Annotated in this window: 12 protein-coding genes; all 12 read left to right on the forward strand. The window is 52.7% G+C overall.

What is annotated here, in order from left to right; genetic code table 11:
• Nucleotides 1-13: 13 nt before the first annotated feature.
• The 12 genes from EKM99_RS02805 (at nucleotide 14) to EKM99_RS15965 (ending at nucleotide 13,227) form a co-directional block, all read left to right on the forward strand.
• Nucleotides 14-1,114: an ABC transporter ATP-binding protein gene (locus tag EKM99_RS02805; protein ID WP_125580723.1), complete on the forward strand. Its 1,101-nt coding sequence runs from the start codon at nucleotides 14-16 to the stop codon at nucleotides 1,112-1,114.
• Nucleotides 1,114-2,073, forward strand: coding sequence for an ABC transporter ATP-binding protein (locus EKM99_RS02810; RefSeq protein ID WP_125580725.1), 960 nt, complete (start codon nucleotides 1,114-1,116; stop codon nucleotides 2,071-2,073). The genes EKM99_RS02805 and EKM99_RS02810 overlap by 1 nt, the downstream gene beginning before the upstream one ends.
• 1,201 nt (nucleotides 2,074-3,274) lie before the next feature.
• A complete protein-coding gene (locus EKM99_RS02815) occupies nucleotides 3,275-4,642 on the forward strand; it encodes an aldehyde dehydrogenase family protein (RefSeq protein ID WP_125580727.1) in 1,368 nt (455 codons plus the stop codon).
• Nucleotides 4,643-4,654: 12 nt separating this feature from the next.
• Complete coding sequence (locus tag EKM99_RS02820; protein ID WP_125580729.1) at nucleotides 4,655-6,073, forward strand: glycoside-pentoside-hexuronide (GPH):cation symporter; 1,419 nt, start codon at nucleotides 4,655-4,657, stop codon at nucleotides 6,071-6,073.
• A 15-nt stretch (nucleotides 6,074-6,088) separates the two neighbouring features.
• Nucleotides 6,089-6,757, forward strand: a complete 669-nt coding sequence (locus EKM99_RS02825) for a transaldolase family protein (RefSeq protein WP_125580731.1) — start codon at nucleotides 6,089-6,091, stop codon at nucleotides 6,755-6,757.
• Between the two features lie 4 nt (nucleotides 6,758-6,761).
• On the forward strand, nucleotides 6,762-8,087 hold the full coding sequence (locus EKM99_RS02830) for a hypothetical protein (RefSeq protein ID WP_125580733.1): 1,326 nt from the start codon (nucleotides 6,762-6,764) through the stop codon (nucleotides 8,085-8,087).
• Between the two features lie 21 nt (nucleotides 8,088-8,108).
• Entirely contained in the window at nucleotides 8,109-10,157 is a 2,049-nt protein-coding gene (locus EKM99_RS02835) for an alpha-glucosidase (RefSeq protein WP_125580735.1), read from the forward strand.
• A gap of 579 nt (nucleotides 10,158-10,736) precedes the next feature.
• The gene (locus EKM99_RS02840) at nucleotides 10,737-11,462 is read left to right on the forward strand and encodes an SIR2 family NAD-dependent protein deacylase (protein ID WP_164511495.1); all 726 of its coding nucleotides are present in this window, start codon (nucleotides 10,737-10,739) and stop codon (nucleotides 11,460-11,462) included.
• Between the two features lie 21 nt (nucleotides 11,463-11,483).
• Nucleotides 11,484-12,065 (forward strand): TetR/AcrR family transcriptional regulator, encoded by a 582-nt coding sequence (locus EKM99_RS02845; protein WP_125580739.1) that lies wholly within the window; start codon nucleotides 11,484-11,486, stop codon nucleotides 12,063-12,065.
• A 61-nt stretch (nucleotides 12,066-12,126) separates the two neighbouring features.
• The gene (locus EKM99_RS16055) at nucleotides 12,127-12,249 is read left to right on the forward strand and encodes a hypothetical protein (RefSeq protein WP_263853860.1); all 123 of its coding nucleotides are present in this window, start codon (nucleotides 12,127-12,129) and stop codon (nucleotides 12,247-12,249) included.
• Nucleotides 12,246-12,875, forward strand: coding sequence for an NAD(P)-dependent oxidoreductase (locus EKM99_RS02850; RefSeq protein WP_125580741.1), 630 nt, complete (start codon nucleotides 12,246-12,248; stop codon nucleotides 12,873-12,875). Before EKM99_RS16055 ends, EKM99_RS02850 begins: the two co-directional genes overlap by 4 nt.
• 268 nt (nucleotides 12,876-13,143) lie before the next feature.
• Entirely contained in the window at nucleotides 13,144-13,227 is an 84-nt protein-coding gene (locus tag EKM99_RS15965; RefSeq protein WP_225419762.1) for a putative holin-like toxin, read from the forward strand.
• The last annotated feature ends 105 nt before the right edge of the window (nucleotides 13,228-13,332 follow it).

Here is a 13,332-nt window from a genome sequence, read left to right on the forward strand (position 1 = left end):
GTGAACTAACGTCATGGAGAACGAAAAAAACATTTTGGAAGTACGCAACCTGCAGGTGAATTTCAAAACTTACGCCGGTGACGTTAAGGCCATCCGGAACGTCAGCTTTGATCTGCGGAAGGGTGAAACCTTGGCGATTGTGGGGGAATCTGGTTCCGGTAAATCCGTGACCACCCGGACAATCATGGGGTTAAACGCTCGGAACGCCGACATCACCAGTGGCTCGATCCTGTACAAGGACCAAGACCTGTTGAAGAAGAGCGACAAGGATATGGAAAGTATTCGGGGCCAAGATATTGCCGAAATTTTCCAAGATCCAATGACCTCACTGGACCCAACAATGAAAATCGGTAAGCAAATAGCCGAACCATTGATGGTCCACAAGGGCATGAAGAAAGAAAAAGCCTTGGCACAAGCCTTGGAAATGATGAAATTAGTTGGGATTACCGACGCAGAAAACCGGATCAATGACTATCCGCACCAATTCTCAGGTGGGATGCGGCAACGGATCGTGATTGCCATTGCCTTGATCAACTATCCAGAAATTCTGATTGCCGATGAACCAACGACTGCTTTGGATGTGACGATTCAGGCCCAAATTTTGAACCTGATGAAGGAACTCCAAGACAAGATTTCCACCTCAATCATCTTTATCACGCATGACTTGGGTGTCGTGGCCGGCATGGCCGACCGGGTCGCCGTTATGTATGCGGGGAAGATTGTGGAATACGGGACCGTTGATGAAATCTTCTACAACCCGAAGCATCCGTACACGTGGGGCCTGTTGAGCTCTATGCCGACGCTTGATTCGAGTGGGGATGAGTTGCCATCAATTCCTGGGACGCCACCAGACTTACTGGATCCGCCCAAGGGAGACGCCTTTGCTGCTCGGAACGCGTACGCTTTGAAGGTCGATACGGAACAGGAACCACCATTCTTCAAGGTTTCTGATACGCACTACGCCGCAACCTGGTTGCTCCATCCAGAAGCACCAAAAGTTACGCCGCCCGCTCAAATTGTGGCCCGGCAAAAGAAATACGCCGAGATGCAAAAGGACTTGGTCGCCCAACAACGGCCAGCCGTGCCAGTTGAAGAAGAGGAGGAACAGCAATAATGGATTACGAAAATGCCGATAAAATCCTCGAGGTCAAGCACCTCAAGCAATACTTCAACGTGGGTAAGGCTGATGAGGTCCGCGCCGTCGATGATATCTCGTTTGATATTTACCGCGGGGAAACCTTTGGACTAGTTGGAGAATCCGGTTCTGGGAAGACCACGACCGGTCGTGCCATTATTCATTTGTACGAACCCACGTCAGGTGAGATTTTGTTTAACGGGAAGAACGTCGATAACTTTAAGAGTAAAGCCGATCAACGTGAATTCCGCCAAGACATGCAAATGATTTTCCAAGATCCTTACGCTTCCTTGAATCCACGGATGAAGGTCAAGGATATCGTCGCCGAAGGGATTGATATCAACCATTTGGCCAAGGACGACGCCGACCGGACGAAGCGGGTCGAGGACTTGCTGGAAACGGTTGGGTTGAACAAGGACCATTCCAGTCGGTACCCCCACGAATTCTCTGGTGGCCAACGCCAACGGATTGGGATTGCCCGGGCGTTAGCCGTTGATCCCAAGTTTGTGATCGCTGATGAACCCATTTCCGCTTTGGACGTTTCTATCCAAGCCCAAGTGGTTAACCTGATGAAGAAGTTGCAGCGGGAACAGGGCTTAACGTACCTGTTCATCGCCCATGACCTCTCCATGGTGAAGTACATTTCCGATCGCATCGGGGTCATGCACTACGGCCGGATGCTAGAAATCGCCGACTCTGACGAAATCTACGCTCACCCGCTGCACGACTACACCAAGAGTTTACTGTCCGCCGTTCCCGTCCCTGATCCTGAATTTGAACGGACCCGGGAAGAGATTCACTACGACGGCTCCGGTGAAAACGATGGCAAGGAACGTCACCTGGTTGAAATCGCACCGCGTCACTGGGTACGGGCTGACGATGATGAAATTGACATGTACACCCAACGGGCTCACGAGGCTTCGTTGATTAGAAAATAACTTGTTCCATTGCACCGTAGCCGTTCTTGGGCTACGGTGTTTTCTTTTGGTCTTCGGGCTTGGTCTTGGGGTTTTAGGGTCTTAGAATCTTAGGTCAAAACCATTAGTGCAGGTTGTGGTAAATTAGCCGCCTGCGGCTTCCAGGGTTCCACCTGCTGTGGGGTCGCTTCCAGCCTGAGGAGCGGTCTTCCAGCTCGACTTTGAGCCGCAAAGTTCAGGCGTCTCAAAGGTCGCCCCATGCTCTAGGCCGAGTGAGAAACCTCGGGACTTTGGGGATCTAGTTCAAAAGTGTTAGTGCAGGTTGTGGTAAATTAGCCGCCTGCGGCTTCCAGGGTTCCTCCGGCTCTTTGATTGTGCGTCGACAAATTTATTCGTTCGGCGCTGGAACCCGAAAGCCCGAAGCCCATTAAGATCAAGCACTGCCAACTAGTTCTGGCAACTGTCTGTGAAATCCGACTGGTTTGTTGGGGCGTTGTCCTAATCTGCTGTGGCTTACTGCTGACTTGGACGAGATTATCCGTTGAGTTCAGGGAATAGGTCAATCAGTAATTGACGGACCTCGTACAAGTTAACTGAAACGCTGATTCAATCGTTGGTGAGGCCTGTGTCAGCCGGAGGGATGGTGAAAATGAGACGTCCCTGACACGACAGAAACTTGAGCTGCCAGTGTAAGTGACCAGAGGCGAGTCAAGGTGCCCAGCTGTGTCGATGGCATTAGCTGAGCGATTTTCTCAGCTTAGGCCATGGGACGACCTTGGAGATTCACGGTTTCCAGTGAAGCTTCAAGTCGAGGTGCAGGACCGCCCCTTAGGCCGGAGCCGGGCCCCACAGCAGGGCACCTTGAACTCGCCGCCGGGAACGGAAATCACTTGCAACTTAAGGATTCGGTCCGCGCGCTGCGGTCCAGTCTTATTTTCACCATCCCGGAGGCACAGGCTTCACCAACGATTTGTTCGGATTTTACGGAAAGGACACCCGCGACGTTATTTGGCGGGCGTCCTTTATTTCAAGCGCTTTCATAACCAGCACATTGCGGTTTTAAGCTTACATTAGGCTTCGCTTAGGTTTGCGATAAGAAAGGTAAAGAAAACCTATGCCTCTAGCCATTCCTTAACATTATATTGGATTTATCTTCACAATTTTCACAAATCCGACTCGCATAATGGAGATAGTTTAGAACTTGAAAGGATTGGTGTGTTCTATGTCTTATCGTGTTATTGATCCCATGACCGGTGCTGAATACCGGTCTTACCCCGACGCTACCGATGCAGAAGTTGATCAAGCGCTTGCCGTTAGCGAGAAATACTTTACCGAACAACCGACCACCCGCTTTGAACGGGCCCAGCATTTACTGGCCCTCGCCCAAATCTTTGACGACGAAGCCGATAAATTTGCCGAAGAGGCCGCCCACAATATGGGTAAATTATTTAAGGAAGGGCAGGGGGAATCCAACGCCGCCGCCAACATTACGCGGTACTACGCTAACAATGGTGTGGCCTTTCTCACCCCCAAACCTTACGTTTACGGTCCCGACGATGCGCACGCTCAACTAGAGTACGCACCAACCGGAATCGTCATGAGCGTGGAACCCTGGAACTTTCCTTATACGCAAGTCATTCGGGTCCTGGCGCCGAACTATTTGGCCGGAAACCCAGTGATCTTGAAGCATGCGAGTTCCGTTGCCGGTTGTGCAGAGCTGATTGAACAGGCGGCGCGTCAAGCAGGGATGCCGGTGGGCGCCTTCCAGAATCTCTGCTTGACCCACGACCAAGTGGCCCGTGTGATTGCGGACGACCGCGTTCAGGGACTGGCCGTGACCGGATCCGAACCCGTTGGTCGCCAATTGGCTGGCTTGGCGGGACAAAACCTGACCAAGAGTACCTTGGAATTGGGCGGGAGTGATGCTTGCTTGATTTTAGATGATGCCGACATGGACAACGCCCTGGCTGAAGCGGCCATTTCGCGGTTGCGGAATTCCGGGCAGACTTGTACCTCTGCCAAACGGTTTATCGTTCGGCGGGAAGTTGCCGATGAATTCACGGCGGGGTTAAAGCAAATCTTTGAGGCGCAGGTTGTAGGTGATCCCATGGACCCACAAACCACGTTGGCACCCTTGGCGTCTAAGGCGGGCCAGGTCAAGTTGGCCCAACAGGTGGACGCCGCCGTGCAAAACGGTGCGACCGCCATCGTGGCTGGCGGGCCGGTGGGTGCCGCGACTGGTTTCCGCCCCACACTGTTGGGGGACATCACTTTAGACAATCCGGCTAGCCAAGAAGAATTCTTCGGCCCCGTTGCCCAACTGTACGTGGTCGATTCCGATGATGAGGCCGTGGAAGTTGCCAACGCCACGCCATTTGGACTGGCGGGGGCCGTCTTCTCGGGTGACGAGGAACGGGCGAAACGGGTGGCGAGTCGCATGGCCACTGGTCAAGTCTTCATCAACAAGGGCTCCACGGGGATTCCCGAACTGCCATTTGGTGGCGTCAAGAACTCTGGCTACGGTCGCGAAATGAGTGACCTGGGTATTATGGAATTTATGAACGCAAAGATTGTTGTGCTACCAAAATAAGGAGGCGGTTGAATGAGTGATAATGCCGCAAGTACCGAAGAAACAATTGCCCCACGAACCACGACGCTCCGGAACAAGATTGGCTATGCCATCGGGGACGTCGGTAACAACTTCCTGTTCGATATGGGACAACTTTACTTATTAAAATACTTTACCGATGTTCTTCAACTACCTGCAGCATTAGCAGGAACGGTCTTCTTAGTGGCGAAAGTCTGGGACGCGTTCATGGATATGAGCGTGGGGACCTGGATCGATAACCGACAAAATATTGGTCCTCGTGGGAAATACCGGCCGTTCATTCTCTGGGCCGCAATTCCCCTGGCACTGATGTTGATTGCCAACTTCTCCGTGCCGGATTTCTCGGTGACTGGCAAAATGATCTGGGCCTACATTTCCTACATGATCTTTGGGACCGTCTACTCGATTTCTAACGTGCCGTTTGGTTCCATGATTCCAACCATGACGCGAAACAGTCAGGAACGCTCCGAGCTGGCTTCGTTCCGGCAAGCGGGGTCCAACTTGGGCCTGATGCTGGCGACGATTGGGTTCATGCCGATTGTTAACATGTTGCCAACCGATCACGAAGGCTACACGGTGGCCGTCATTGGCTTTGCCATCGTGGGGGTTGCTTGTCAGTGGATTTCCTACTTTAACATCAAGGAAGTTTACAAGGAAGAACCAAAGCCCAAGGCCACTAAGGCAGACTTGAAGAAGAGTTTCCAAGCCTTACTTAAGAACAAGCCGCTGGTCACTTTATGTATCGTCAACTTATTTACCTTCTCTGCGTTCAACTTGAAATTGGCCGTGCAAGTTTACTACTGCCAATACATTTTAAAAGACAGTGCTGCCGTTTCTTACCTCGGGTTCTTCAGTATTGGGATGGTCTTCGTCGCCGTGGCCTTGGTGCCAATGTTGACGAAGCGTTTCGATAAGAAGACCGTCTATGCGATGGGGTGCCTAATCTGGGCGACCGCTGATATTCTCGGTTTCTTCTTTGCTAGCAGCACACTTATGTTAGTTATCTTTACAAGCATTGCCTACCTGGGTAACGGGTTTACCAGCGCGCTGAACTGGGCCTTGGTCTCCGATTGTGTGGAATACGGCGAATGGCAAAGTGGGATTCGTTCCGAGGGAATGGTCTATTCGGCCTTCACCTACTTCCGGAAGTTATCCCAAGCGATTGCTGGCTTCATCCCCGGGGTCATCTTGACCTGGGTCGGCTACGTGCCGAACCAAACGCAGACCGCCACGGCCTTACTGGGAATTCGGGGGCTGATGTTCTTCTACTCAGCCGCGATGGCGCTCATGACCGTGGTCATCATGCACTTTCTGTATCCCTTAACTGAAAAACGGTATCACGAGGTCTTGGTCCAGCTCTTAAAACGGCGGGACAAAGAGGCCGTCGTCGAAGCAACTTCTACGGAAAACTGAAAGGACGCGTAAATCATGAAATACTTTTTAGATAGTGCCAAAATGGACGAAATTAACTATGCTTACGACAACTACGGTATCGATGGCGTCACCACGAATCCCAAGCACATCATGGCTAGTGGTCAACCATTTATGGTGGCCGTGCAGAATTTAGCCGACTTCGCCGCTGACAAACCCGACTTTCCCATTTCAATCGAAATCAATCCCCATTTGACCGAAACGGCTGACATGATAACGATGGCCGAAAAGATTCACGAGTTGTCCGCCAACTTTGCCATCAAAATTCCGGCAACGGAGAACGGGATCATCGCGGCCCGGAAGCTGGAGCAAGAGGGTATTCGGACCAACGTGACGTTGATCTTCTCCGCCGCCCAAGCCATCATGCCCGCGAAGATTGGGGCCAAGTACGCCTCACCATTTGTGAACTGGAAAGAATTGAACGGTGAAGACGGCATGGCTTACGTCAAGGACATTGCCCAAATCTACCGGAACTACAATTATAAGACGGAAATCATCGTCGCCGCAGTCCGGAGTGGTCACCAAATCGTGCAGGCTTCCCTGGCTGGCGCCGATATTGTGACGGCTGCTCTCGACGTTTACAAGGACAGTTTCTACCATCCGTACACGGATCTGGGCCTCAAACGGTTCCAGGACGCTTGGGACAACACACCTAAGGAGGTGTAGGCCGATGAGCTTAGTCTATATTCCCGTTGTGCGCCGCAAGTTTGACGCCGAACTGGCCCAGAAGCGGTTTGAAACCACGCTGGCCACTTTAAAATTAATCGAACCCGCCATCGTGGCGCCCCACGAGCCGCTGGGGGAACCCGCAGAACTGTTGAATTTCATTGAAAACCTCGAGGAAGAACCCACGGCCATCATTTTCCAACAGCTGACCTTTACCGGCCAAGAGTTCGTCACGGAACTGGTGAAACGCTATGCCGTTCCCGTCTTCCTCTTGATTGAAAAGGAACCTAGCGTTCATGGCTGGTTACATCTCAACGCCATGACGGGGCTTTTGAGCACGGCCAACTACCTGCACATGCACGGTCAGGTCTACCAAGAATTTATCGGTGGCGTCGACGAGGACGCTGGTGCCCAAGCCGTGCGCCAGTTTATCAGCTCCGTTCAAGCCTACCACGACCTGCAACACTTGACGGTCGGCGTCGTGGGGACCTTCCCACCGGGTTTTAACTTCTCCGGGACCAATCCGCAAGAGCTGCGCGCCAGCTTAGGCGTGACCCTGAAGCACTACGCCATTGACCACGCGTTCCAGGATGCGACGACCTTGGCGCCAACAGCCTACCAGGCCCAACTGACCTACGCTGAGCAACATTTAAAAGACCTGGATCCAAAAGATCCGCGGGCAATCAAGATGGCGCAGTACGTGACCGTGATGCAAGATCACATTCACGACGACAACCTGGGCGCCATCGCATCCCGTTGCTGGCCAGACTTCTTTGACAAATTTGACAGTGCACCGGGGGGCGTCTTCTCCCAACTGACGAATCAAAAGACGCCAGTGGCGGAAGAGGGCGACATCCACGGGGCCGTTTCCATGTACGTCCTGCAAGCCTTGAAAGGCCACAGTGACCCGGTCTTCTTGGGCGACCTGTGTCGTGAAGACGAAACGGATAACAGCCTGACCATTTGGCACGATTATGGGCCTTACGACTTGGCTAATCCCGACTACCCAGCCACGGCTGGGGTTCACCCGAACCGTAAAATTGGGGTCAGTGTCGACGGCTCCCTGAAGCCGGGCGAGGTCACCCTGTTGCGGGTCCACTACGACACGGACGGGTATCATTTGATCAGCATCCACGGGAAGGCATTGCCAGTGGAGAACCAATACAACGGTTTCTCCGGCAAGGTTCAGGTCGACCTGCCAATCAATGAACTGGTTCACAACCTGGCGCAGAGCGGGGCCGAATCCCACTTTGCCTTGGTCTATGGCGACTACACCACGGCCATCAAGTGGTTGGGTCAATGGTGCCATTTACCCGTAACACAGTATTAACACGAAGACGGAGGTAACGGCATGCAAATTTGTTTAGACGGCGAGCAGTTAACAGTGCGCGATGAGGCCGTGGCCGACGACTGGCAACTACGCTGGGCCCATCAACCGGAGGCCAGCCTGCACAGCACGGTGGCGCACCCGGCCATTGCGGTGGGTGACGGCGATAGCCAGGTGAAAATGAATCAGGGAAACTTCCAGCTCCACGACACCAACGTGGAACGGATTGGGTTGCCGGTCGTGCAAACGTTCACCAGTTCTGCGACTTCGGCCACGCTCGAACTGGCGCCAGCCCCTGATAGTCCCAGCTATTTACGCGTGCTGATTCATTACGTCAATGGTGGCTGGCACTTAGATTTCAAGGCGCTCGCGGCAAAATTAAACCGCTTTTGGCTGCGGCTGACCGCGCAACCCAGCGACCGATTTTATGGTGGTGGGGAACAGATGAGTTACCTCAACCTGGCTGGGCGGACATTTCCAATTTGGACCTCCGAGCCGGGCGTGGGCCGGAATAAGCAGACGGCCATCACGCAGGCCGCCGACCGAAACAACGGCGGGGGTGGGGACTATTACACCTCGAATTACCCCCAGGCGACCTACCTGACCAGTCGCCATCAGATGGTCCATTTAGCCACGACGGCCTATGCCGAGTTGGACTTTACGGACCACCGTTATACGGAGCTGAGTGCCTGGGCGGTGCCGGATTCCGTGTGGTTAGCCAGCGCACCGACCTTAGCGGGCCTGGTGCGGTTGACCAAGGATTGGTTCGGCACCCAGCCGGTCTTACCCGATTGGGCGAACCAGGGCGTCGTGCTCGGCCTGCAAGGCGGCACGCAGGTGGTGGGTGACCGCGTGGTAGCCGCACAACGCGCCGGCATTAAGGTTGCTGGCGTTTGGCTCCAGGACTGGGAAGGGCCGCTGTTCACCAGTTTTGGCAAACGTCTGCACTGGGATTGGCATTGGGATCAAGATTTCTATCCGGGGCTCGATGAGCAGATTGCAAAATGGCGGCAGCAGGGTATTCGATTCCTCGGCTACATTAATCCGTACGTGGTCGACGATGGACCGTTATTTGCCACGGCAAAGGACGCCGGTTACCTGGCCACCCAGGCCGATGGCGACGTCTACTTGGTCGATTTCGGCGAGTTCAACTGTGGGGTCGTCGATCTCTTGAATCCCGCGGCTTATCAGTGGTACCAGGGAATCATCGAGCAACGCCTGATTGACTTCGATATGAGCGGTTGGATGGCCGATTTCGGTGAGTATTTGCCGACGGACGTGCAACTGGCCGGCAAGGCCGACCCGATGCTGGCGCACAACCAATGGCCAGTGCTGTGGGCAAAATTAAACCGCGATGCGCTGGAACATGCTGGCAAATTGGGCGAAGTCGTGCCCTTTTTCCGGGCTGGTGGTGCCGGTACCCAGGGTTACGCGCCACTCCTGTGGGCGGGTGACCAGAGTGTCGATTGGACGCCGGATGACGGGTTACCCTCCGCTCTGACGGGGATGTTGACGGTTGGCTTAACGGGTAACGGTCTGACCCATCCCGACATTGGCGGCTATACCAGTTTATTTGGCAACGTTCGGACCAAGGAACTGTGGTTGCGGTGGCTGGAACTGGGAGCCTTTACCCCGTTCATGCGGACCCACGAAGGCAACCGGCCCAGTGAGAATTTCCAGTATTATGACGACTACGCAACCATGCGCCAGGTGGCCCGGCTAACGCGGGTGCACCAGCAATTGGCGCCGTACCTACGAGCCGTGATGCAGGAAAATACCGCGACCGGGATGCCCGTGATGCGGCCGTTAGTCTTGGCGGACGAAGAGGACGAGCAAACCTGGGATGAGCACACCAGTTACACGCTGGGCAGTGATCTCCTGGTGGCGCCCGTACTCAAGCCGGGCGAGACGCAACGCAGCGTTTACCTGCCGGGTGGCGAGTGGTGCCATCTCTGGAGCGGCGAACTGTTTCGTGGGCAAGACCGCGTGACGGTGGCAGCGCCGATGGGGATGCCACCGGTGTTCTACCGGGCCAGCAGCAGCTTCGCCAACCTCTTCTCAACATTCCGGTAAACGGTCTACGGTGGTCTTTGCCGCCTGCGGCAGCTAGGTACTCCGCTCTTGTGGGGCGACCCTCCGGAGCCAAAGTGCGGTCTCCGGAGGCGGTGGGAAGCCTTGCCAAAGGCGCAAGTCTCCCCACACGACCCATGTTGTAAGGCCGGAAAATTCACCGGTCTAACAACACCGACACAGAGAGCTACGTACCTAGCTGCCTCCGGCTATGGCCACAGTAGTCCGGTCCGGGCTGGATGTTCTTTCATTTTAATATTTTGTGATTATGGGATCGACTGGCGGTGAGCCGGCTGGTCCCATTTTCTATGGAGAGTGTTACTGATTTCATTGGTTTTACTGTAGAGAATGGTGTTCTAGACGGGGAGCCAGCGGGTAAGAGGGCTCGGTGATTTTTAAGCAGTGTATCAGGGATAACCTTTCTTGGGGGAAAGACTTGACAATTATTAAATGAACGTTTAATATACTGATTAACGATTCACGTGACTGCCAAACGTAAGTTACTATTTTGACAATCACCCGTAGAGTCGTTTAATTTTCAACGTTAATTAAATGATTATTTAATTGAAAGAGATGAGCATTATGAATTTAACCAATGAACAAGTCACCGCTGACGTTTCTACTCTGGTTGCTGCGCTGCGTCGGAGTCATTTTACCGTTGCGCTTACTGGGGCTGGGATTTCTACGCCCAGTGGGATTGCCGACCTGGAACATATGTCGCCACTTGCCGGCAATCTGCTGTCTTCTGAGGATGAGCTGAAACGAGATCCGAAAAGTTATTATCACCAACTGCAGCGGACCTTCCTCCATGGCATGTTTGACGTTGGGCCGACCGTTGCTCACCGTGAGTTGGCTCGTCTCGAGCAACAGGGCTTGCTACAGGGGGTCGTTACGACTAATGTGGACTACTTGCACGAACTGGCAGGTTCCGTAAACGTTGCGAATATTTGGCACAGCTTCAATGAAAATGTGTGCGTCGACTGCGGGCGGGTCTATCCCGTTAGCGTGTGGCAACAGGGTAGTGTGCCGCGTTGTCCCGTGTGTGGTGGCTTGCTATCCCCGGCCCCCGCACATGATCACATTGGTCGGGACCTAGTTGCCGTGGAGCGGGCCAACGCGTGGATGGACCAGGCGGATTTGGTGATTGTCACGGGGTCTAACGGCTATTACGATTACCTCAACGACTACGCCGAGGTGATTCAGATTAACCCGCGACCGACGGAGTTTGACCAGCGCGCCACGCTAAACATTGTGGCCACGGCTGATGAAATTTTAGGAAAGGTGGGAAAAATGGTTGACAGTAACTAATCAATCGTTTAATATAAACTCATGAGAAAAATTGATGAAGGAAAAAAAGAACGTGTCAAATTAGCTGTTTTTGAAATCACGCGGGATGAGGGAATCGCGGGTCTGTCATTTGGTAAGATCGCCAAGCACGCCAACGTGAGCTCCGGGACGCCATACGTGTACTACAAGGATAAGACGGACATGTTGGGTAAGATCTACCTGGACGTCAAGGACTTGTTGGATACAGGGTTACGGGCGTCGATTGCTGCGGGGAAGACACCAGAGGACAAGCTGTTCAACTGCGTTTACCACTTCGCCCAACAGTTTCACGAGCATCCGCTTGAGTCGATTTACCTGGACGAGGTTCGTGACAATCCCAAGGTGGTCACGGCCGAGGTAATTCGGCAAGGGAACCGCTTGGCTCAGCCAGTTGATAATTTGTTTCAAGAACTGAACGAGGCGGGGATGTTCGTGATCAACAACCAGGAAACACTGTACGCACTGCTGTTTGCACCGTTTATTATGGTGCAGAAGCAGCGGGTGGTTACGGATCAGCCGATGATGTTGAGTGAGTTGGAAACGGTCATTCGTTTATCCATCCAAGGTGTATTAAAAAATCGTTAGCGCGATTTTTATTTTTACTTAATTATTAAATAAATGTTTAGTCATTAAAAGGAGATCACTTATGGAAACTGCACCGGAACCAGAAACACTGTCGTTGCCCCTTTGGTTAATGTTTGTCAATCTAGTCGATGAGGCCCAGTGGCAATCTGGTACAACGGTGACGGAATTGGAGGCGGTAAGATGAAAATTGTTATTTTTGGTGCCAGCGGGAGTGTTGGCAAGTTCTTGATTGATGAAGCGGTCGCACAAGGAAATCAGGTTGTGGCGGTGAGTCGCCAGGCCGGAAATGTTTCGGAACAGGCCAACGTGAGCGTTCAGATTGCGGACTACACGGACCAGATGAGCTTGCAAAAGGTGATTGCTGGCAGTGACGCAGTAATTATTTCACTCGGCGACTTTGGCGTGGTGGATCCCGTACGGCAGATTGCAGTAGCCATGAGGGCGGTCAACGTTGACCGGGTAGAAATCGTGACTGGTTATGGCGCGGATGTGGCCTCTCGCCAGAGTTTAACCGCGGCGGAGTTGACGGAATTTATGGGTGTGCGGCAGGACTATTTAGAGGGAACGACGAACAAAGAAAAACAGGTCGCTATCCTAAAAAAATCAGGACTGACCTACACCAACGTCCAACCGTCATGGTTAACGTTTGATCCCGCCACGAAGGCCTACCGGTACGGCGAGTTCACCCCGAAATCGGTCCACGATGAGCTGAGTCGTGCGGATTTAGCGGCGTTCATGATTACGAATTTGATGAAGGATCAGTTTCGGAATCAGTCGGTCTATATTTCTGGGCCGTTGGTGTATCGTTAAGAGTAGGACGAAAGGCAGTTAGCTGGCTTTCGTTTTCTCCTTTGGCACATGTCTCAGCTATATAGTTTAGTGTTAAAAACGAGTCTGGGATTGTGTCCCAGACTCGTTATTTGTACAAAATTATTTATAAGACGTATCATGAAGAGAATGAACCTATCTCTGTTACACTAGTGCATGCAGGAAGTTTTGTGAACGGAGGTTGTCTTTTCTCCTTTCGAGGTGATGTCTATGGAGACATGGAAAAATCTGAAGAAAGGTTTCACAGCCTATGAGCGTGTTTCAGGCGCTGTCATTGATGCTGGCATTTGCCACATTAATGATATTAATCGATCGCCATAACGATCGAAAGTAACTAAAAAAGCCGTCCTCTAAATACTTTAGGTTCTATGTCAACTGTTGTTGGTAATTCCATTTATAAAATTGTCTAATCCTTTGAGATTAGGCAATTTTTTTTGAG

The organism is Levilactobacillus cerevisiae (assembly GCF_003946245.1).
Taxonomy (GTDB): domain Bacteria; phylum Bacillota; class Bacilli; order Lactobacillales; family Lactobacillaceae; genus Levilactobacillus; species Levilactobacillus cerevisiae.

Bases quoted from the DNA above. Each gene is read 5' to 3' on its own strand.
- EKM99_RS02825 (WP_125580731.1), top strand. From the start codon at position 6,089: ATGAAATACTTTTTAGATAGTGCCAAAATGGACGAAATTAACTATGCT.
- EKM99_RS02850 (WP_125580741.1), top strand. From the start codon at position 12,246: ATGAAAATTGTTATTTTTGGTGCCAGCGGGAGTGTTGGCAAGTTCTTG.
- EKM99_RS02830 (WP_125580733.1), top strand. From the start codon at position 6,762: ATGAGCTTAGTCTATATTCCCGTTGTGCGCCGCAAGTTTGACGCCGAA.
- EKM99_RS02815 (WP_125580727.1), top strand. From the start codon at position 3,275: ATGTCTTATCGTGTTATTGATCCCATGACCGGTGCTGAATACCGGTCT.
- EKM99_RS02810 (WP_125580725.1), top strand. From the start codon at position 1,114: ATGGATTACGAAAATGCCGATAAAATCCTCGAGGTCAAGCACCTCAAG.
- EKM99_RS02835 (WP_125580735.1), top strand. From the start codon at position 8,109: ATGCAAATTTGTTTAGACGGCGAGCAGTTAACAGTGCGCGATGAGGCC.
- EKM99_RS02820 (WP_125580729.1), top strand. From the start codon at position 4,655: ATGAGTGATAATGCCGCAAGTACCGAAGAAACAATTGCCCCACGAACC.
- EKM99_RS02805 (WP_125580723.1), top strand. From the start codon at position 14: ATGGAGAACGAAAAAAACATTTTGGAAGTACGCAACCTGCAGGTGAAT.
- EKM99_RS02840 (WP_164511495.1), top strand. From the start codon at position 10,737: ATGAATTTAACCAATGAACAAGTCACCGCTGACGTTTCTACTCTGGTT.
- EKM99_RS02845 (WP_125580739.1), top strand. From the start codon at position 11,484: ATGAGAAAAATTGATGAAGGAAAAAAAGAACGTGTCAAATTAGCTGTT.
- EKM99_RS16055 (WP_263853860.1), top strand. From the start codon at position 12,127: ATGGAAACTGCACCGGAACCAGAAACACTGTCGTTGCCCCTTTGGTTA.
- EKM99_RS15965 (WP_225419762.1), top strand. From the start codon at position 13,144: ATGAGCGTGTTTCAGGCGCTGTCATTGATGCTGGCATTTGCCACATTA.